The organism is Streptomyces sp. NPDC027663 (genome assembly GCF_055566415.1).
The window spans coordinates 1-19683 of record NZ_JBVHSK010000022.1; the positions used below are offsets into that span (position 1 = coordinate 1).

14 protein-coding genes are annotated in these 19683 nt (G+C 72.4%); 3 read left to right on the forward strand and 11 right to left on the reverse strand.

The window, feature by feature from the left end:
• Nucleotides 1–308 precede the first annotated feature (308 nt).
• Nucleotides 309–1316, reverse strand: coding sequence for a stage II sporulation protein M (locus tag ACZ4SF_RS35150; RefSeq protein WP_468392616.1), 1008 nt, complete (start codon nucleotides 1314–1316; stop codon nucleotides 309–311).
• A gap of 141 nt (nucleotides 1317–1457) precedes the next feature.
• On the opposite strand from ACZ4SF_RS35150, the gene ACZ4SF_RS35155 reads away from it, so the two are divergent.
• Nucleotides 1458–2513, forward strand: coding sequence for an RDD family protein (locus ACZ4SF_RS35155; protein WP_468392618.1), 1056 nt, complete (start codon nucleotides 1458–1460; stop codon nucleotides 2511–2513).
• 52 nt (nucleotides 2514–2565) lie between these two features.
• On the opposite strand, the gene ACZ4SF_RS35160 is transcribed toward ACZ4SF_RS35155, so the two are convergent.
• Nucleotides 2566–3180, reverse strand: coding sequence for a hypothetical protein (locus ACZ4SF_RS35160; RefSeq protein ID WP_468392620.1), 615 nt, complete (start codon nucleotides 3178–3180; stop codon nucleotides 2566–2568).
• Nucleotides 3181–3353: 173 nt separating this feature from the next.
• The gene (gene ahcY, locus ACZ4SF_RS35165) at nucleotides 3354–4811 is read right to left on the reverse strand and encodes an adenosylhomocysteinase (protein ID WP_468392622.1); all 1458 of its coding nucleotides are present in this window, start codon (nucleotides 4809–4811) and stop codon (nucleotides 3354–3356) included.
• A gap of 457 nt (nucleotides 4812–5268) precedes the next feature.
• Between ahcY and ACZ4SF_RS35170 the strand changes: the two genes are divergently transcribed.
• Nucleotides 5269–7530, forward strand: a complete 2262-nt coding sequence (locus ACZ4SF_RS35170) for a fructose-specific PTS transporter subunit EIIC (RefSeq protein WP_468392624.1) — start codon at nucleotides 5269–5271, stop codon at nucleotides 7528–7530.
• A 229-nt stretch (nucleotides 7531–7759) separates the two neighbouring features.
• Here ACZ4SF_RS35170 and ACZ4SF_RS35175 read toward each other — a convergent pair whose 3' ends face one another.
• From ACZ4SF_RS35175 to ACZ4SF_RS35200, 6 genes are all read right to left on the reverse strand, one after another.
• Nucleotides 7760–8740: a cation diffusion facilitator family transporter gene (locus ACZ4SF_RS35175; RefSeq protein ID WP_468392626.1), complete on the reverse strand. Its 981-nt coding sequence runs from the start codon at nucleotides 8738–8740 to the stop codon at nucleotides 7760–7762.
• A 172-nt stretch (nucleotides 8741–8912) separates the two neighbouring features.
• Nucleotides 8913–10064 carry a mannose-6-phosphate isomerase, class I gene (gene manA, locus ACZ4SF_RS35180; protein WP_468392628.1) on the reverse strand — a complete coding sequence of 384 codons (1152 nt, stop codon included), beginning with the start codon at nucleotides 10062–10064 and terminating at the stop codon, nucleotides 8913–8915.
• 97 nt (nucleotides 10065–10161) lie between these two features.
• Nucleotides 10162–11289 (reverse strand): SIS domain-containing protein, encoded by a 1128-nt coding sequence (locus ACZ4SF_RS35185; RefSeq protein ID WP_468392630.1) that lies wholly within the window; start codon nucleotides 11287–11289, stop codon nucleotides 10162–10164.
• A 56-nt stretch (nucleotides 11290–11345) separates the two neighbouring features.
• The gene (locus ACZ4SF_RS35190) at nucleotides 11346–11516 is read right to left on the reverse strand and encodes a Trm112 family protein (RefSeq protein ID WP_190018705.1); all 171 of its coding nucleotides are present in this window, start codon (nucleotides 11514–11516) and stop codon (nucleotides 11346–11348) included.
• 100 nt (nucleotides 11517–11616) lie between these two features.
• A complete protein-coding gene (locus ACZ4SF_RS35195; RefSeq protein ID WP_468392632.1) occupies nucleotides 11617–12981 on the reverse strand; it encodes a phosphomannomutase/phosphoglucomutase in 1365 nt (454 codons plus the stop codon).
• A 156-nt stretch (nucleotides 12982–13137) separates the two neighbouring features.
• Entirely contained in the window at nucleotides 13138–13560 is a 423-nt protein-coding gene (locus tag ACZ4SF_RS35200; protein WP_468392634.1) for a DUF3499 domain-containing protein, read from the reverse strand.
• Between the two features lie 352 nt (nucleotides 13561–13912).
• On the opposite strand from ACZ4SF_RS35200, the gene ACZ4SF_RS35205 reads away from it, so the two are divergent.
• Nucleotides 13913–14302 carry a metallopeptidase family protein gene (locus tag ACZ4SF_RS35205; RefSeq protein ID WP_468392636.1) on the forward strand — a complete coding sequence of 130 codons (390 nt, stop codon included), beginning with the start codon at nucleotides 13913–13915 and terminating at the stop codon, nucleotides 14300–14302.
• A 182-nt stretch (nucleotides 14303–14484) separates the two neighbouring features.
• On the opposite strand, the gene ACZ4SF_RS35210 is transcribed toward ACZ4SF_RS35205, so the two are convergent.
• Nucleotides 14485–16002 (reverse strand): DUF5719 family protein, encoded by a 1518-nt coding sequence (locus ACZ4SF_RS35210; protein ID WP_468392638.1) that lies wholly within the window; start codon nucleotides 16000–16002, stop codon nucleotides 14485–14487.
• Entirely contained in the window at nucleotides 15999–19679 is a 3681-nt protein-coding gene (locus tag ACZ4SF_RS35215) for a glycosyltransferase (protein WP_468392640.1), read from the reverse strand. The genes ACZ4SF_RS35210 and ACZ4SF_RS35215 overlap by 4 nt, the downstream gene beginning before the upstream one ends.
• Nucleotides 19680–19683: the final 4 nt, after the last annotated feature.

Genomic DNA, 19683 nt, shown 5'->3' on the forward strand with positions numbered 1-19683 from the left:
TATCAGATCTTTTCTCGATCCGATTTCCTCGGTGCTTTCCAGGTTCCCGCTCTCGCGTTTCCCTTTCCGGCGGTTCCGACTTTATCAGAAGTTCTTGGCCGGTCTGACCGGCCGCTCATTTCTGAGTAATCGGAGGTGCCCTCCGAATGCCATTCACGGCTCTTGGAGAGGCAAGTAGATTCTATGTGGTCGCCGCTGAACTTGTCCAGCTCTAGGCAACTGTTTGAATCTACCTCCCCGCGCCTGCCGTGTCAACAGCTCTTGCGGGGCGAAGAGGACACTAGCAGTTCACAGGGGTCCGACGCACATCAGGCGGCCATGGGCACGGAGGCACTGCGGTCCGCCGCTTCCAGATCGCCGGTCTCACCCGCGCGTGTCGCGCGTCCGCCCAGGACGAAGACGTATGCGAGGAAGGCCAGCTCTGCCGCGACGCCGATGCCTATGCGGCCCCAGGTGGGCAGGCCGGACGGGGTGACGAAGCCTTCGATGGCGCCGGAGACGAACAGGACCAGGGCGAGGCCGATCGCCATGCCGATGGCGGCCCGCCCCTCCTCCGCGAGGGCGGTGCGCCGGGTACGGGGACCGGGGTCTATGAGTGTCCAGCCCAGGCGCAGGCCCGTGCCGGCGGCGACGAAGACCGCGGTCAGTTCGAGCAGGCCGTGCGGGAGGACGAGCCCGAGGAAGGTGTCGAGGCGGCCCGCCGAGGACATGAGGCCGAAGCCGACGCCCAGATTGAGCATGTTCTCGAAGAGGATCCAGAGGACGGGCAGGCCCAGGAAGATGCCCAGGACCAGGCACAGCGCGGCCGCCTGCGCGTTGTTCGTCCACACCTGCGCTGCGAAAGCGGCCGCGGGATGGCTGGAGTAGTAGGTCTCGTACTCGCCGCCGGGGCGGGTCAGCTCGCGCAGCTGGCTCGGGGCCGCGATGGACGACTGCACCTCGGGATGGGTGCCGATCCACCAGCCCAGGAGGATCGCGACGGCGGTGGACACGAGAGCCGTGGGTACCCACCAGTGGCGCGCGCGGTAGACGGCGGCCGGGAAGCCCTGGGTCAGGAAGCGCGTGGCGTCGCGCCACGATGCCCGGCGGGTGCCGGTGACGGCACTGCGCGCGCGTGCCACGAGCTGGCTTAGCCGTCCCGTCAGGTGCGGGTCCGGAGCGCTGGACTGGATCAGGGAGAGATGGGTGGCCGTGCGCTGGTAGAGGGCGACGAGTTCGTCCGCCTCCGCGCCGGTGAGACGGCGCCGGCGGCGCAGCAGAGCGTCGAGGCGGTCCCATTCGGCTCGGTGCACGGAGACGAAGACGTCCAGGTCCATCGGGTCTGTCTGCTCCTCGGCTGGTCGTCCACGGCTCGTCGTGGAAGCTCGTGCTTGCTGTCAGCTTGTCGTACTGCGGCGCGATCGCCCACAGCTTGGCAGACTTGCGGTCCCGGGGGCAGATCAGGAAGGACGGCGGGCGTGAGTGAGCTGGTGACGGGCGAGGCGGTGGCGCTCGAACTGCGGCCCGCCAAGCTGCCGAGCAGGGCGCTGGCCGTGCTGCTCGATCTGGTGGTGGCCGTGGTCGTGTACATCGTCGTGGTCGCGGTGCTGGTGGCGTCGGCGGCCTCCCTGGACGAGGCCGCGCAGGTGGCACTGTCGATCGCATCGTTTCTGCTGGTGCTGGTCGGCGGGCCGATCGCGGTCGAGACGCTCAGTCACGGGCGTTCGCTGGGGAAGCTGGTCTTCGGGCTCCGGGTGGTGCGGGACGACGGTGGGCCGATCCGGTTCCGGCATGCGCTGGTACGGGGCGCGGTCGGGGTGATCGAGATCCTGATGACGTTCGGAGTGGTGGCCTGTATCGCCTCGCTGGTGTCGGTGCGAGGGCGGCGGCTCGGGGACGTGTTCGCAGGGACCCTGGTCGTGCGGGAGCGGGTACCGGTCGCCCGGGCCGGCTTCGTACCGCCTCCGCCTCCCTGGCTCGCGGGGCGGTTCGCCGAGCTGGATCTGTCGGCGGTTCCGGACGGGCTGTGGCTTGCCGTCCGGCAGTACCTGACGCGGATGCAGCAGCTGGACCCTCGGGTCTCCGCGGACATGGCGCAGCGGCTCGCGGCCGATCTCGCGGCGCGTACGGGGGCTCCGGTGCCCGGCGATCTCCCTCCGGCTGTCTTCCTGGCGGCTGTGGTGCACGAGCGGCAGGCCCGTGAGGCCCGGCGGGCGTTCGGGGGCGCCGGTGGATTCGGCTCCGGGGCGGCGGCACAGCCCGGCGCCCCGGCGCCGTATCAGCCGACGGGGTCGTACCCGGCGCAAGCCTGGCACCCGGCTCCGGCTGCCGCTCAGCCCCCGGCCGCGTACCAGCCTCCGGCCGCGTACCAGCCTCCGGCCGTAAGTCAGCCTCCGGCCGCGTTCCGGTCTCCTGCCAGGGATCAGCTCCTGCCCTCGTCCCAGCCGCAGGCCTCTGCCGCTCCGCAGGCGGCACCGCCGCGGGATCAGGCGCAGGCCGATCGTCCGGCCACCGGGTTCGCGCCGCCGGCGTAGGGCGGAGTGTGCTCGGGGCCGGGGCGTGGGGCCGGTTTCATGGTCGCCGCGCTCAGCCGAAGGTCGACGGCGGTGACTGAAGGTCCTCCAGCTCGATCCCGGGTGCGGCCAGGACGACGTCACCGGCGAGGTGAACGGTGTGCTGCTCCCCGGTGTCCAGGGCTGTGACCTGGTACTCCTCGACCGTCAGGGGCCCGTTGTCAGTGGCGTGTGCTTCGCTGTCGATCAGAGCCCAGGACTGGTCCACGGTGCGGGGGGCGAGGACCGGGCCGGTGAAGGACACGAGGCGTATCCGGGTTGCGGCGGATGAGGAGGTGAGGCGCAGCAGACGGGCGGTGGCGACGAGGAACGCGGGGGACGTGCCGGTGAAGGCGTGGGCGCGCACGTTGCCTTCGGTGGCATGGGTTCCGGTGGCGTCGGTGCGGACCCAGGTGACGCCGTCGAGGGCGGCGCCGCGCACCTGCCAGTCGCCCGCATGGAGTTCGAGGCGGATGGGGCGGCCGAGGTCGTCCAGGGCGAGGTCGACCGAGCCGCGTTGATCGCCGGCGGGGGTGGTCAGCCGGGAGACGTAGCGCCAGCCGGAGGGGCCGGGGGCGCACTGGAAGTGCTCTTCACCGAGGGGGGTGTGATCGTGCGGATCGTGGAGCGAATATCGGCCGCGGGGCATGGGGGTGGTCCTCGGTCTTGACGGGCTGGTCCGGCCGGAAGCCTCAGGTCGGCTGCCAAAGGGGCAGGCCCCCGGCACGGGGGTGCGGGGGCCTGCCTCTGAGGACCTGCTGCCGGGGGGTGCGTCGGTGCACCGGTGCACTCCCCGGCCGGCCGGACTACGGGTTCACCGGCTCAGTAGCGGTAGTGGTCCGACTTGTACGGGCCGTCGACCTCGACGCCGATGTAGGCGGCCTGCTCCGGGCGCAGCGTCGTCAGCTTCACGCCGAGCGAGGCCAGGTGCAGCCGGGCGACCTTCTCGTCGAGGTGCTTGGGCAGCACGTAGACACCGGTCGGGTACTCGTCGGGCTTGGTGAACAGCTCGATCTGGGCCAGCGTCTGGTCCGCGAAGGAGTTGGACATCACGAACGACGGGTGACCGGTGGCGTTGCCCAGGTTCAGCAGACGGCCCTCGGACAGCACGATGATCTTCTTGCCGTCCGGGAACGTCCACGTGTGGACCTGCGGCTTCACCTCGTCCTTGACGATGCCCGGAATCTGCGCGAGACCGGCCATGTCGATCTCGTTGTCGAAGTGGCCGATGTTCCCCACGATCGCCTGGTGCTTCATCCGGGCCATGTCCGAGGCCATGATGATGTCCTTGTTACCGGTCGTCGTGATGAAGATGTCGGCGCTCTCGACAACCTCCTCCAGCGTCGTGACCTGATAACCGTCCATCGCCGCCTGCAGCGCGCAGATCGGGTCGATCTCGGTGATGATCACCCGCGCGCCCTGGCCACGCAGGGACTCCGCACAGCCCTTGCCCACGTCACCGTAACCACACACGACCGCCGTCTTACCGCCGATCAGCACATCGGTGGCACGGTTGATACCGTCCACCAGCGAATGCCGGCAGCCGTACTTGTTGTCGAACTTCGACTTGGTGACGGCATCGTTCACATTGATCGCCGGGAACAGCAGAACACCATCACGCTGCATCTCGTACAGACGGTGCACGCCCGTGGTGGTCTCCTCGGTGACACCACGGATCTCGGAGGCCAGCTGGGTCCACTTCTGGGGGTTCTCGCCCAGGGTGCGGTGGAGCAGCTGGAGGATGACGCGGTGCTCGTCGGACTCGGCGGTCTCCAGGCCGGGGACCTTGCCGTCCTTCTCGTACTCGACGCCCTTGTGGACGAGGAGGGTGGCGTCGCCGCCGTCGTCCAGGATCATGTTCGGGCCGCCGGTGGGGCTGTCCGGCCAGGTCAGCGCCTGCTCCGTGCACCACCAGTACTCCTCCAGGGTCTCACCCTTCCAGGCGAAGACCGGGATGCCCTGCGGGTTCTCCGGCGTACCGTCCGGGCCGACGGCGATCGCGGCGGCCGCGTGGTCCTGCGTGGAGAAGATGTTGCAGGACGCCCAACGAACCTCGGCGCCCAGGGCGGCCAGGGTCTCGATGAGCACAGCGGTCTGCACCGTCATGTGCAGCGAACCGGTGATACGGGCACCGGCCAGCGGCTGCGCCTCGGCGTACTCCTTGCGGATCGCCATCAGACCCGGCATCTCGTGCTCGGCGAGAGTGATCTCCTTACGGCCGAACTCGGCCAGGGAAAGATCGGCGACCTTGAAGTCCTGTCGGTTGTCGACAGTCGTCATTGTGAGCTGCTCCTCGGGGTTGGGGCGAGGTGGGTACGGCTGGTCTGCGCGGCGGCGGACACAGGGGTGCCCGAAAAGAGGACACAGGCATGCCCACGTGCGCGCAGCGCAGTCCGTCGGAGGCCCTCTCTCCCTCGGTCGGTCCTCGTGGGACCGCCCGACCGCCATCAGCAGCGACGTCTGGCTCCGTCCCAAGCTACACCGGACGACCCGGTCGGCCCCAGTCCGCCTCCGCATACTTCGGGCCGTTCGGTGGCTGGTTCGGGGGACTGTCGCGGGTGCCGGTGGTTGTGCGGAAACCGTGGAACCAGGGGCGATAGACCGGCGTGAACTGGGACTTTTGCGTCTTCGGGGTGGGGGTGGGGTGGTGCAGGATGCAGGGGGGACCGGGAGTTCCGGTTCCGCTCGCGGGGTGTCGGGACGGCGCCGCGCATGACGAAACCGTGAGGAGACCGACGTGACCAGTCCGGCCGGCCCACCCGCCACGGGTGGCCGCGATGACGAAGGGCAGCGGCTGAGGCTGCTGGCAGTGACCGCCTGCCCCACCGGTATCGCGCACACGTACATGGCGGCGGAAAAGCTCGCGCAGGCCGCCGCGAGCCGCGGCATCGAGATGAAGGTGGAGACGCAGGGGTCCATCGGGGCCGAGAACGTCCTTGATGACAACGATGTCAGACATGCGGACGGGATCATCGTCGCCGCCGACAAGGACGTCGACCTCAGCCGCTTCGTGGGCAAGCGCCTGCTGACGGTCGGGGTCGCCGAGGGCATCCGCCACCCCGAGCTGCTGCTCGAGAGGGTGCGGTCGGCGCCCGTGCACGGCGCGGACGGAGCCGGCGCCCGGTCGGCAGGGCCTTCACCGGACGGTGGCAGGGAGCGGGGGCCGGTGTACAAGGCGCTGATGAACGGCGTGTCGTACATGATCCCGTTCGTGGTCGTCGGCGGACTGCTCATCGCGGTCTCGCTGGCGCTCGGCGGCCACGCCACGGCCAAGGGCTATGTGATCCCGGACGGCACGTTCTGGGCGCACGTCAACGCGATCGGCGGCATCGGCTTCCAGCTGATGATCCCGATCCTGTCCGGCTACATCGCCTATGCCATCGCGGACCGGCCCGCGCTGGTGCCGGGCATGATCGGCGGCTGGATCGCGAACACCGGGGCTCTCTACGACTCCCAGGCCGGCGCGGGCTTCATCGGGGCGATCGTGACCGGGTTCCTCGCCGGGTATCTGGTGTCGGGGATCAAGAAGGTCCGGGTACCGAGGTTCGTGCAGCCGATCATGCCGATCATCGTCATCCCGATCGTGGCGACGACGGCACTCGGGCTGTTCTTCATCTACGTCATCGGCAAGCCGATCTCCTGGGTCTTCGAGCACCTCACGAGCTGGCTCGGCGGGATGACCGGTACGAGCGCGGTGCTGCTCGGCGCGATCCTCGGCCTGATGATCGCGTTCGACATGGGCGGTCCGGTCAACAAGACGGCGTTCCTGTTCGGCGCGGGGCTCCTCGCGAGCGGCAACCAGACGGTGATGGGCATGTGTGCCGCGGCGATCCCGGTGATGCCGCTGGGGCAGGGCCTGGCCACGCTGATCCGTCGGCGGCTCTACACCGAGCAGGAGCGCGAGACGGGTCTCGCTGCGCTGTTCATGGGGTGCTTCGGTATCTCCGAGGGCGCGATCCCGTTCGCTGCGGCGCGGCCGGCTCAGGTCATCCCGGCGAACATGCTCGGCGGCGCGGTGGCCGGTGCGGTGGCGGGACTGGCCGGGGTGAAGGACGCGGTGCCGCACGGCGGGCCGATCGTGGCGGTGCTGGGCGCGGTGAGCGGGGTGTCGATGTTCTTCGTGGCCGTGGCGATCGGCACGGTGGTGACTGCGCTGGCGACCGTGGCCCTGGTCGATGTGAGCGGGCGCGGAGCCCGTGCGCAGGTCGCCGGGGAGGCGTCCGGTGCGGTCGAGCCGGTACCGGCCGGCACGGTCGCACCCGGGCCGGTGCAGCGGGATCGCTCACCGGTGGGTGCTTCCGCCGCCGGGGCTGGGGTGGTGCAGGGCTCGGTCGCGTGGAGCACTGCCGACGTGGCCGGGTCGGTGGCGAAGGCGGCTGCGGCGGACGTGCCCCAGGCGGAAGCGGCTGTCGCGGACGTGCCCCAGACGGAAGCGACTGTCGCGGACGTGCCCCAGACGGAGGTGGCTGCGGCGGACGTGCCCCAGGCGGAAGCGGCCGCGGCGGACGGGCCCCGGGCGGTGTCGGCCGCGGCGGACGGGCCCGCGGTGCTGTCCGGGCATGTGACCCAGCGGACCGTACGCGTCGCGCTCGGGGCGGTGGACAAGGAGGCCGCGATCCGGGAGATGGCGGAGTTGCTGACGCGCAGTGGCCGGGTGGCCGATGTGGCCGAGCTGGTGGCGACCGCACTGCGGCGCGAGGACCAGGGGAGCACCGGACTCGGCGAGGAGATAGCGATTCCGCACGCCAAGACGGATGCGGTGACGGCTCCGGTCGTCGGCTTCGCACGGTCGGCCGAGGGCGTCGAGTGGGGGTCGCCGGACGGTACGAAGGCCCGGCTGATCTTCATGATCGCGGTACCGGAGGCGGCCGCGGGCGACGAGCATCTGCGCATCCTCGCGCTGCTGTCCCGCAAGCTGATGGACGCCGGCTTCCGGGAGCGGCTGCTCGCGGCACCGGACGGGCGTGCGGTGCTGGACGTGCTCGCCGAGGTGGGGTGAGCGGACGGAGTGAGGGGCGGGCCGGCGGGTTCTGCGCGCCCACCGCGTGAGCTGCGCGGACCACCGGCCACGGCCCCGGCTGTCCGCGCCCGCCGCCCGCCGCCGCGTCCACGTGGACTTCCCGTCGCCACGTGGACTGCGCAGACCGCCCGCCCCAACGCGGGATGCGGGGGTGCCGCCGGCACCGTGGCCGGTTCAGCCGGTGTGACGGCAGCCGCCGTACCGGACGTCAGTGACCGGCCGGGTGGGGGTTCGGGCCGCCCGGGGTGGCCTCCGGGTCCGGGCCCTTGGCGGCCTCGGCCTCGCTGTAGATGTCGGGCTCCAGGTAGATGACACGGGCGATGGGGACTGCGGCGCGGATGCGGGCCTCGGCGGCGTCGATGGCGCTCGCGACCTCGGCGGCCGTGTCGTCGTGCTGCACGGCGATCTTGGCGGCGATCAGCAGCTCCTCGGGGCCGAGGTGCAGGGTGCGCATGTGGATGACGCGGGTGACCGTGTCACCGTCGACGATCGCGGCCTCGATCTTCCTGACGTCCTCGAGACCGGCGGCTTCGCCGAGCAGCAGCGACTTGGTCTCGGCGGCCAGGACCAGGGCGATGAGGACGAGCAGGACACCGATGCAGACGGTGCCGATGCCGTCCCAGATGCCGTCGCCGGTGATGAGGGCGAGGCCGACGCCGCCGAGGGCGAGGACCAGACCGATGAGCGCGCCGAAGTCCTCCAGCAGGACGACGGGCAGCTCGGGTGCCTTGGCCCGGCGGATGAACTGGGCCCAGGAGAGCTTTCCGCGCAGCTCGTTGGACTCCTTGATGGCCGTGCGGAAGGAGAAGCCCTCGGCGATGATCGCGAAGACCAGGACACCCACCGGCCAGAACCAGTTCTCCAGCTCGTGCGGCTCGATGATCTTCTCGTAGCCCTCGTAGATGGCGAACATGCCACCGACCGAGAAGAGCACGATCGAGACGAGGAACGCGTAGATGAAGCGGTCGCGGCCGTAGCCGAACGGGTGTTGCGGGGTGGCTTCGCGCTGTGCGCGCTTGCCGCCCACGAGCAGCAGGAACTGGTTGCCGGAGTCGGCGAGCGAGTGGACGCCCTCGGCGAGCATCGACGAGGAGCCGCTGAACGCGAACGCCACGAACTTCGATGCCGCGATCGCGAGGTTGGCGCCGAGTGCCGCCACGATCGCCTTGGTACCGCCTGACGCGCTCATGTGTCCGCGTTGTCCCTTCGACTCTGCCGCCGTCGTACGTCCACGCCGTCCACGCGTGTACCCGGCTTTGCCCGGCCTTTGCCGGTGGGCCATTCTTGCAGCCCGGCCGGGCAGCGGCGCGTCAGGTGTCCACAAGCCCGGTCATATGATCACCGGCCGTGCACAGCCTGGTTCATACGATCACAGTGGCGCGGAAGACCGTGCCCGCGCCCGAGATCTTCGCCTTCTCGCCGGCCGGGACGAACACCGACTGACCGGCGCCCAGTTCCTGTTCCCCGGCCCGGACGGAACCGGCCGTGCAGAGCAGGATCTGCGGGGTGCCGAGGGTGACGTCATGGGCGCTGCCGCCTTCGGGCAGGACGTACCGGGAGAGCCGGAACTCGTCGATCGGCGTCTCGTAGACCTCCTCGCCGTCCGGGGAGGCCTCGGGGCGCAGCACGCCCGGGTCGCTCGCCTCGAAGCGGACGATGCGCAGGAGTTCGGGGACGTCGACGTGCTTGGGGGTCAGGCCGCAGCGCAGGACGTTGTCGGAGTTGGCCATGATCTCGACGCCGAGGCCGCTGAGGTAGGCGTGCGGGATGCCGGCGCCGAGGAAGAGGGCCTCGCCCGGCTGCAGCCGGACGTGGTTGAGGAGCATGGCCGCGATGACGCCGGGGTCGCCGGGGTAGTGGTGGGCGATGTCGGCGTAGGGGGCGTAGGCGCCGCCGAGGCGGGTGCAGGCGGCGGTGGCCTCGGCGACCGTGTGGGCCATCTCCTCGGGGTCGGCGCTGAGGATCGCGGTGAGGACCTCGCGCAGGGCCGCGTCCTCGGGGTGGGCGTGCAGCAGGTCGACGTACGGCTTGAGGGAGTCGACGCCGAGGCCGGCGAGCAGGTCGGCGGTCTGTACGGGGTCGCGGAAGCCGCACAGGCCGTCGAACTCGGTGAGGGCGCAGATGAGTTCGGGCTTGTGGTTGGCGTCCTTGTAGTTGCGGTGCGGGGCGTCGACCGGGATTCCGCGGCGCTCCTCGTCGGCGTACCCCTCCCCGGCCTGCTGCAGGTCCGGGTGCACCTGGAGGGACAGGGGGGCGCCGGCAGCGAGGATCTTGAGCAGGAACGGCAGGTGCGGGCCGAACCTGGCGACCGCGTCGGCGCCGAGTTCCTGCTCCGGGTGGGCCTCGATGACCTCGACGAGGGTTCCGCGTGCGGTGCGCGAGGGTGCGCCCGGGTGGGCTCCCATCCACATCTCCGCCTGCGGTTCGCCGGTCGGCTCCACACCGAGGAGGTGCGGGATGGCGGTGGGGGAACCCCAGGCGTAGGGGCGGACGGTGTTGTCGAGGCGGTCCATGTGTCTTCTCTGTCTCCGTACGTACGCGGCTCAGCCGGCGTTGTCGCTTCTTCTCGCGCCGCTGGTGGGCGGCGCGGTCGGTCGGCCAGGAGTCAGATCAGGCCCCCGAAGCGAGCGCCAGGTAAACGGCGGCGAAATCCGTGACGGCGATCAGTTCCGCGAGGGTCTCCAGTTCGCCGCCCTCCTCGGGTTCGAGTTCGCTGATGGGCGTGTCATGGGTGAGGGCCAGATCGCGGGCGGCCGGGGCTGCGGTGAGGCCGCTGAGCGGGCGGTCGCGCAGCAGCACCACGCGCGCGTGCAGCGCGGGTGCCTCATCGACGCGGTCGCGGAAGAAGTCGTCCGGGTCGGCGCTGGCGGCGAGCGGGCCGGCCAGCAGGGCGCTGTGTTCGGCCAGCGCCTCGGGAAGTTCGGCGACCAGGGCCGGGCGGCCGGCGAGTTCGGCGAGGGCGGCGGCGAACCGGCGGCCCGCGGGACCTGCCGAGGTGCCCTCCGTCCACACGACGGGGAGCGCGTCGGCGAGTTCGGCGGCGAGGGTCTTGGCCGGGTTGCTGTAGGTCGCGATGGCCGGGCCGCAGCGCTCGGCGACGAGGTCCAGCCGGTCGGCGATCTTCTCCAGGGCGTCCGGCGCGGCGCCGAGCAGGCCGATCCGGTCCAGGAGCGCCAGCAGGGGGGTGAGCAGCGCCCAGAAGACGCCAGGGGAGGACGCGGCGAGCGGTTCTCCCTGGTCGTACGGAGCTGTCGCCATCGGTACGAACAGGCCGTGGGCGCCGGCGACCGCCTCGGCGAGCGGGGTGCCGGACGGGGCCACCGCGGCGAGCGAGCAGCCCCGGCGGTAGGCCTGGTCGGCGAGGAGGGAGAGGCTCGGCTCGGTGCCGTCCGGGGTGGCGATCAGCAGCAGGTCCACGGACCCGGCCCAGCCCGGGAGTTCCCAGCGCAGGGCTCCCGCGGCCGGGGCGACCCCGTTCGGGGGCAGCCGTACGACGGGGCTGCCGGCGCCGGCCAGGGTGCCGAGGAGATCGGCGGTGTGGGTGGCTGCGGCGCCCGGGCCCGCGATCAGGACGGCACGGGGACGGCCGTCGGGCTTGAGGCCACCGATGCCGGCCTCGACGGCGTGCCGGGCGGCGGTGCGGACGCGGGCGCCGGCCTCCGCCGCGCCGCGCAGCAGTCCGCGGCGGTCGGCCTCGGCGAGGCCCTCCGGGGTGTCGAGCAGCGATTCGTCCAGCATGGGCGGGGGCCTCCGATCGCCGGGTGTCCTGGGGTCCTACGAGGTGACGGTCCTCGTCACTGCGGGCGGCGGGCCTCGTCGACGAGCAGGACCGGGATGCCGTCGCGGACCGGGTAGGCGAGGCCGCAGTCCTGGCCGGTGCAGATCAGCTCGGTGTCCTGCTCCTTCAGGGGGGCGTGGCAGGCCGGGCAGGCGAGGATCTCCAGGAGGCCGGCTTCGAGCGGCATGAGGTGTCCCTTCGGCGGGTTGATTGTCTAGCCGCTGGTCAGCGTACCGCCGGCAGCGGGGTGGGGCTGGGGTTCCGGTGGCGCCCGGGGCGCGCCGGGCTCACCCCCTGATGATCGCCAGGGCCTCGTCCCTGATCTTCGTCATGGTCGCCTCGTCCCTGGCCTCGGCGTTCAGGCGGAGGAGCGGCTCGGTGTTGGAGGGCCGGACGTTGAACCACCAGTCGGCCGCGGCGACCGTGAGGCCGTCGAGGTCGTCGAGGGTGACGTCGGCGCGGCCCTCGTACGCGGCGCGGATCGCGGCGAGGCGGGCGGACTGGTCGGCGACGGTGGAGTTGATCTCGCCGGAGCCCGCGTAGCGGTCGTACTGCGCGACCAGGCCGGACAGCGGGCCCTCCTGGCCGCCGAGGGCGGCGAGGACGTGCAGGGCGGCCAGCATGCCCGTGTCGGCGTTCCAGAAGTCCTTGAAGTAGTAGTGGGCGGAGTGTTCGCCGCCGAAGATGGCGCCCGTGCGGGCCATCTCGGCCTTGATGAAGGAGTGGCCGACCCGGGTGCGGGCCGGGGAGCCGCCGTTCTCCCGCACGACCTCGGGGACCGTACGCGACGTGATCAGGTTGTGGATGACCGTGCCCGTGCCGCCGTTGCGGGCCAGTTCACGGGCGGCGACCAGCGCGGTGATCGCGGACGGCGAGACCGGGTCGCCGTTCTCGTCGACGACGAAGCAGCGGTCGGCGTCGCCGTCGAAGGCGATGCCGAGGTCGGCGTCCTCCGCCGGGACCCGCTTCTGCAGGTCCACGAGGTTGGCCGGGTCGAGCGGGTTGGCCTCGTGGTTGGGGAAGGTGCCGTCCAGTTCGAAGTACATCGGGACGAGGGTCAGGGGCAGGCCGGCGAAGACCGAGGGGACCGTGTGGCCGCCCATGCCGTTGCCGGCGTCGACCACGACCTTCAGCGGGCGGATGGAGGTCAGGTCGACCAGGGAGCGGAGGTACGCCGCGTAGTCCTCCAACGTCTCGCGGGAGGAGAGGGTTCCCGGCCGGGCCACCGGCTCCGGGGCGCCCTGCGCCAGCCAGCGCTCGGCCAGCTCGCGGATCTGCGCCAGGCCCGTGTCCTGGCCGACAGGGGCGGCGCCCGCGCGGCACATCTTGATGCCGTTGTACTGGGCCGGGTTGTGCGAGGCGGTGAACATCGCGCCGGGCAGGTCCAGTGCGCCCGAGGCGTAGTACAGCTGGTCCGTGGAGCACAGGCCGATCTCGGTGACGTCGACGCCGCGGTCCGCCGCGCCGCGTGCGAAGGCGCGGGAGAGGGCGGGCGACGAGGGTCGCATGTCGTGGCCGACGACGACGGCCGCCGCTCCCGTCACCTCCGCGAAGGCGGCGCCGAAGAGTCCGGCCAGTGCCTCGTCCCACTGGTCCGGGACCACTCCGCGTACGTCGTACGCCTTCACGATCTGCGACAGATCAGCAGTCACGGCCAACCCTCCTGAAGTCCTATGGGTGCCCACAAACTACCCGTCCGGGGCAAGGGCTCGGTGCGCGGACACCGGCTCGACGTCCGGTGGCCCCCGAGCCGTAACACGCCGGCGAGGCGAATCGTCACGCCTGACGGGGGTGGCGTCGGGTGGCGCTCAGTTGTCCGGGGAGCGCAGGACCCTCAGGTGGCCGCGGCGTGCCACCTCCATGGGATCCGCCCCACGGCCTGCGCCGCCGGCCCCGGCCGCGCGTTCCTGCGGGCGGGCCGCCTCGCGCACGGCGTTGGCGAGCGCTTCCAGGTCGTCCCCACTGGGTTGGGCGGGGGCGGAGCCGTCGAGGAGGCGGACGACCTCCCAGCCGCGCGGGGCGGTCAGGCGCTCGGAGTGCTCGGCGCACAGGTCGTAGCAGTGGGGTTCGGCGTAGGTGGCGAGCGGGCCGAGGACCGCGGTCGAGTCGGCGTAGACGTACGTCAGCGTCGCGACGGCGGGTCGGCCGCAGGCGGTGCGCGAACAGCGACGTACAGGGCTCACGACGATGGACGGTACCGCACTCTTGACCGGGCCGCGACGACTCTCCACCAGGTCACTCCACTGTGTCGCGCTGTGAAACGCCCCACACACCCTTTCGAGTGGGCCCCACTGACCTGCGGTGACGGCCGTTCGGGGGATGCCAGGCGGGAGCGCGTCCGGTCACGAGTCGGTACAAACATCGTCAATTGCCTTGTGTTCGGCGGTCTTGGAGGGTTACGGAAACGAGCCAGACGTTGGCTGGAATGGTCATCCTGCGACGTGGGGGTGGGTACGGCCGGTTGCCACGTGGGGACGGACGGGCGGAGGGCGCGGGGACTACGCTTCACCAGTGATGGACAACCGTGTACCGCCCCGTGCTGCCGGACCCGGGCCTCGTCGCCGTGATCGCCACGGTCGGGGCATGCGAGGACCGATCGCGCCGCCGCAGGTGCCGCTGGCGGCCAGCCGTGCCGATGTGTTCGCGGACCTGGTGCAGGACTCCGTGGAGCGTCTCGAGCGGCGGTGGCCGCAGCTGGCCGACATCGATTTCCTCGTGCTGGAGGTACCGCGGCTGGAGGGCCGGGGTGATCAGGCGGCGGTGTGGGGGGACGAGGCCGTGCCGCTCGGGGGGATCATCCCTGCGCGTGACGGGCGGCAGGCCCGGGTGGTCGTGTACCGGCGGCCGGTGGAGATCCGCACCAAGGGGCGGGACGAGCGGGCCGCGCTGGTGCACGAAGTGGTCGTGGAGCAGGTGGCCGAGCTGCTCGGGCTGACGCCGGAGACGGTGGATCCGCGGTACGGGGAGGACTGAGGGGGTCGCGGGGTCCGGTGCCCGGGGAGGCGTGACCGCCCGCAGCCGGGGAAGGGCAGCGCCCCCGAAGGGGCGCGAGGCACCGCGTGAGCGGCCACGACGGGCCCGCACCCGGTGAGGCGTCGCGGGACCGCCGACGGTCTCCCGTGATCGGTGTCCTTCTTCAGCAGGTGTTCGGTGCCCTACTTCTGCAGGATGGACAAGTCCTCGTCCGTCGTCGGTACCGCCACCACGGCGTGGTCGTTCGGGAGGGTCTGGATGGTGAAGGCGGGGATGGCGCCCTCGGTGGTGGCGAGGGTGCGGGAGGCGTAGACGGGGCCGCCGGAGACGGGTTCCACGGTGAGGGCGTAGGTGCCCTTCAGGCCCGAGGGGACCGGCGCGGCGACGTTCTGGGTCGTGCCGGACTTGATCGTGTAGGTCTTCGTCACCGGGCTTCCGCCTTCGCTGCCCGCCGACGCGGTGACCTTGACCGTGGCGGTGGCGGTGGGGGCCGTCAGGGCGAGGGTCGAGCCCTTCGCGCTGTTGTCGGCCGCCGTCGCGCGCGTGCCGACGGCGGTGGTGGCCGGGATGAACGCGGTTTCCTGCTTGTCGCCCTTGCCCCGGACGACCCTGAGAGCCGCGACGACCGGGACCGACCGGTCGCTGGGGGTGAGGACGAGGGAGCCGGCTTCGCCGCGGGTGACGTCGCCGAGGTCGACCGCCGCGGTCATACCGGACTTGACGTGGAGCGTCTCGTTGCCGGCCGGGGTGATCAGACCGTCGGGCGAGGCCAGGCGGATCCTCAGGTCGGCATCGTCGCCGGCGTGCGTGAAGGCGATCAGGCGGACGTCGGTGGCGTCCTTCGGGATGCCGGGCAGGACCAGACTGCCGGCCGGGTCGGCGGCAGCGGCCAGCCAGTCGCCGCCCGTCTTGTCGTCCAGGGCCTGCACGGCCGCACCGACCCGCCCGCTGCGCACGCTGACGTGGACGGTCAGGTCGGCCTGCCGCTCGTCGGTGAGCGTGGAGAGCAGGACCGGCTCGCTCGCGTGCGGCTCGACGGTCAGGCTCTCGCCCAGCGAGGACTTGATGGCGCCGTCCTTGCCGTACAGCTCGATGTCGACGACGGCGGCGGAGTCGTCGGGGTTGGTCAGGTGGACGTAGTCGGTTCGGCCGGTGGCCGTGCCGGCGCCCGGAAACCAGAACTCGGTGTCCGCGCCGGAGCAGTTGACGCCCTGGAGGCCGCGGCCGGTGCCGGCGGCGACCTCGGTCGTCTCCTGGACGGTCCAGCCGGGCGCGAACCTGCCGTCCGCGGTGCCGACGAGGGCGGGGGCCTCGCCACCGGAGATGTCACCGGTGGCCGGCGTGCCCGGTGCCTTCGGGGTCAGTACCGGCTGTTCGGTCTTCTTCCTGCCCTTCTCGCCCTTGGCTCCGCCGTCCTTCTGGCCGGTGCCCTCCGCCGACTTCCCGGCGGCCGCCCGCAGTTGGGCCTTGCCGCTGTTCGCGGCGCCCTTGGTGACGGGCGTGAACGACGTGTACGAGGTGTCGGCGATGTCCGAGGTGCTCGGCGCCGGGCAGAGCAGGCTGGTGCGCTCGACGGGCAGCTGGGCGGCCGCCCGGGGTGCGGCGGCGCCGGACGCGGACGGTGTGTCGAACGCGGCGAACGCGGTGACGGCGGCCAGCGCGGTGGTGCCGGCGATCAGGGACAGGGTGGTGCGGTTCACTGCTGGCTCCCGTCGGGGCGCTCACTGCCGGTGCCGTGGGGGTGCTGGGCCGGGTCGTAGCCCTGGGGGGCGGGGTCGTACGCCGGGTCGTAGCCCTGTTGCTGGTACGCCGCCGGGTCATAGGGCATCTGGTCGGCGGTGCCGCTGTAGGCGTACGGGTCGTACTGGGCCGTCTGGTAGGGGTCGGGCTGCTGGTACGTGTGCTGGTCGTAGCCGGCCGGCGCGGCCTGGTACGGGTCCGTGCCGTAGCCGCCGTACCCGGCCTGCGCGTAGGTGGCCGGATCCCAGTCCGGGTTTCGCTCGGCCGGGGGAACGCCCATGTCGTACGACTGCTGCTGCGGTACGGCGGCCGGGGGCTGCTCCGGAAGCGGTGGGGTGCCGGGCCGGTCCTCGGCGGCCGCTTCCTCGGCCTGGGCGCGCAGGCGGCGGGCGCGGCGGCCTTCGCCGGCGGTGGCCTGGGCGGGCACGGCCTGCTCCTCGGGGAGGTCGTCGTCGACGTCGCGGCGACGGCCGGGCAGGGCGAGGACGACCAGGACGACGGCGAGCGCGCCCTGTGCCCAGAGCCACGCGGTGTGGGCGAGGGGGGTGTCGTAGGTGACGTCCAGCCTGCCGCCGGACGGGGGCAGTTGGAAGCCCTGGGCCCAGCCGTCGACCGTGGTGCGGGTGAGCGGCTTGCCGTCCAGGGTGGCCGTCCAGCCGTCGGCGGCGGTGTCGGCGAGGCGCAGGACACGGCTGCCCTGGCCGGACGGGATCGTCGTGTGGATCTCCACCGGGCCCGCGGCCACCGGCTGGGCCTTGCCCGAGCCGGAGGCGGGCACGAGGGCAGCGCGGGACACCTCCTGGTCGACGCGCCACAGGGCGCTGCCGTGCTGCTGGCTGAGCCGGCTCAGGCCCGGGGTGGCGTCGAGGATGCGGGTGATGTCGCGGGGGGCGCCCTTGTGGACGAGGACGTAGCGGACGGCGAAGCCGCCGAGTTCGCCCGCCTGGTCGGCGCCGGAGCCTGCGACGAGGTGGGCGACGACCTGGCCCAGGCGGGTGTTGTCGCCGCCGGCGACGGCGAGTTCGGCGTCCCCCATGCGGGCGCCGGAGCCGCGGACCAGGGAGTAGCGCACGCGCGCGGTGGAGTCGCTGTCGAGGACCAGGGTGCGGGCCTGGTCGCCGCCGGTGGAGTCCTCGGCGACGAACGCGGGCACCTGGGCCGGGTCGCGGCGCTCCAGGGGGCCGTCGGCGCCGCGGAGCATCCAGCCGGCGGCGACGAGCAGCGGGCCGGCGGCCGCGGCGAGGGCGATCAGGGCGGCGACGGGCTGGCGCCAGCCGAAACTCTGCTCGGCCACGCGCGCGCGTGCACCGTCGGCGCCGAGCGCGGCGGCGGCCAGCAGGGCGATGCCGTGGACGAGGGTGGCCGGTCCCGCCCACACGGACTTGTTGGACAGGACGGCGAAGACGAAGCCCACCAGGGCGACGGCCCAGGCGGTGCGGATGCCGAGCTGCCGCTGCGAGCGCAGGAGTGCGGCGAGCGCGGCGAGCACGATGCCGATGAGCATCAGGCCGTGCATGGTCCCGGGACCGCCGGGCGCGGCGCCGAGCAGGTCGAGCGCGGAGGCGGCCGAGGGGCCGTACTCCAGGCCGGCCTCCTGGAAGAAGCCGGTCGGCAGGAGGGTCAGCGACCAGGGGGCGAGCATCAGCAGCGGGGTGGCGAGCTGGGCGAGGAAGCGCAGGCCGTGGGCGACGAGGTCGCCGCGGCGCAGCACGAGCACGCCGAGGCCGAGCAGCAGCGCGATGGGCCAGATGATCGGCGTGAAGGCGGTGGCGATCGTCAGCAGCAGTGCGTATGCCCACGTGGCGCGCCAGCTGCCGCGGGCGCCGGTGCGCTGTGCGAGGCCGCTCGCGGCGATGCCCGCGCGGGCGATGAGCGGCAGCAGGACGGCGAGGACGGCGGTGCCGATGCGGCCGCCGGCCAGGGCGCCGGTGGTGGCGGGCAGGAAGGCGTAGACGACGGCCGCCCACGCGCGCAGCAGCCGGGAGGTGACCAGGGGCCGGGAGGCGAAGTAGGCGGTGAAGCCGGCGAGTGGCACCGAGCCGACCAGCAGGACGGTGACGGCGAGACCGGTGGAGCCGAACAGGACCGAGGCGAGGGCCGCGACGATCGCCAGGTAGGGCGGAGCGGCCGGGGTGCCGCCGGCGCCGACGGAATGCCAGGCGTCCAGGTAGCGGGACCACAGGTCGCCGGCGCCGGCCGGGGCGGGCAGCAGGGCGCCGCCGGCGAGGGCGCCGCCGCCGAGCAGGGCGCGGCAGGCGACGAGCGAGATGAGCAGCAGGGCGAGGAAGAGCACCGGTCCGGGTTTGCGGGCGATCCGCTTGAGCCGGGCGAACTGCTCGACCTCCAGGAAGTCGGCGTCGTCGCCGCCGGGCCCGGACTCCACGGCGCCGCCGTGCCGGCCGGCCGAGGAGGTGTCGGTGTCGCTGCCGCTGGTGAAGTTGCCGGCGAACTGTTCGACGGTGGCCCGGACGGTGGCGCCGGGCGGTGGGAACAGCTGGCGCAGTTCGCCCTTGTCGATCCGGGCGGGGCCGCGGCGGCGCCGGGCGGCGAAGATCCGCTCGGGCCGCAGCAGGGTGCTGAGCAGGCCGCGGATCTCGTCGACGGCCTGGCCGGGGACCTTGCCGACGAGGTAGGCGAGGGTGCGCAGGACGGTGCCGAGGACGAGTCGCAGCAGCACCCAGGGCAGCGCTGCGCCACGCGTGTTGACGAGCAGGGTGTAGACGGCGCCGGCCTTGTCGACCTTGTGCGGGGAGGCGGTGGTGCGGCCCGCGCAGTCGACCGTGCGGCGCTCGCGGGAGGCTGCCTCGGCGTGCCGGACGACGGCCTCGGGGGCGATCAGGACGCGGTGGCCGGCCGTGTGGGCGCGCCAGCACAGGTCGACGTCGTCGCGCATCAGGGGCAGCCGGCGGTCGAAGCCGCCGAGCTGTTCGAAGACGTCGCGGCGGATGAGCATGCCGGCGGTGGAGACGGACAGCACGGTGCGGACGTGGTCGTGCTGGCCCTGGTCCTGTTCGCGGCGGTCCAGGCCGGTCCAGCGGCGGCCGGAGTTGGCGATGGAGACGCCGACCTCCAGCAGCTGCCGGCGGTCGTACCAGCCGCGCAGCTTGGGGCCGACGACCGCGACGTCGTCACGGCCGAGTTCGAGTTCGTTGTCGACGACCCGGAGCAGCTGGGCGAGGGCGTCGGGTTCGGGGGCGCAGTCGTCGTGCAGCAGCCAGAGCCACTGGACGGGCTCACCGTGCGGCAGTTCGGGCAGGTCGTACGCGTCGTCGCGCCAGGTGCGCGAGACGGGGTCCCAGCCGCTGGGGCGCTTGAGGTACGGCAGGTCGTCCGGGGTGAGGACGGGCGCGGTGCGGCTCGCCTCCTCCACGGCCTGGCCGAAGCCGGTGCGCCGGGCGAGGTGCAGCACGCCCGCGTCGCCGAGGGCGTCGGTGAGCAGCTGGGCGGAGTCGTCCGCGCTGCCGGTGTCGGCGGCCACCGCGTACTGGACGGGGCGCTCCTGGCCGAGCAGCCCGGCGAGCGCGTCGGGCAGCCAGCGGGCGCCGTCGTGGGAGACGAGGACCGCGGTCACCACATGGCGCGGGAACTCAGGTGTGGCAGCGCTGTGCTGGGCCGCCGTATGGCTGTGCACGGACATCGAG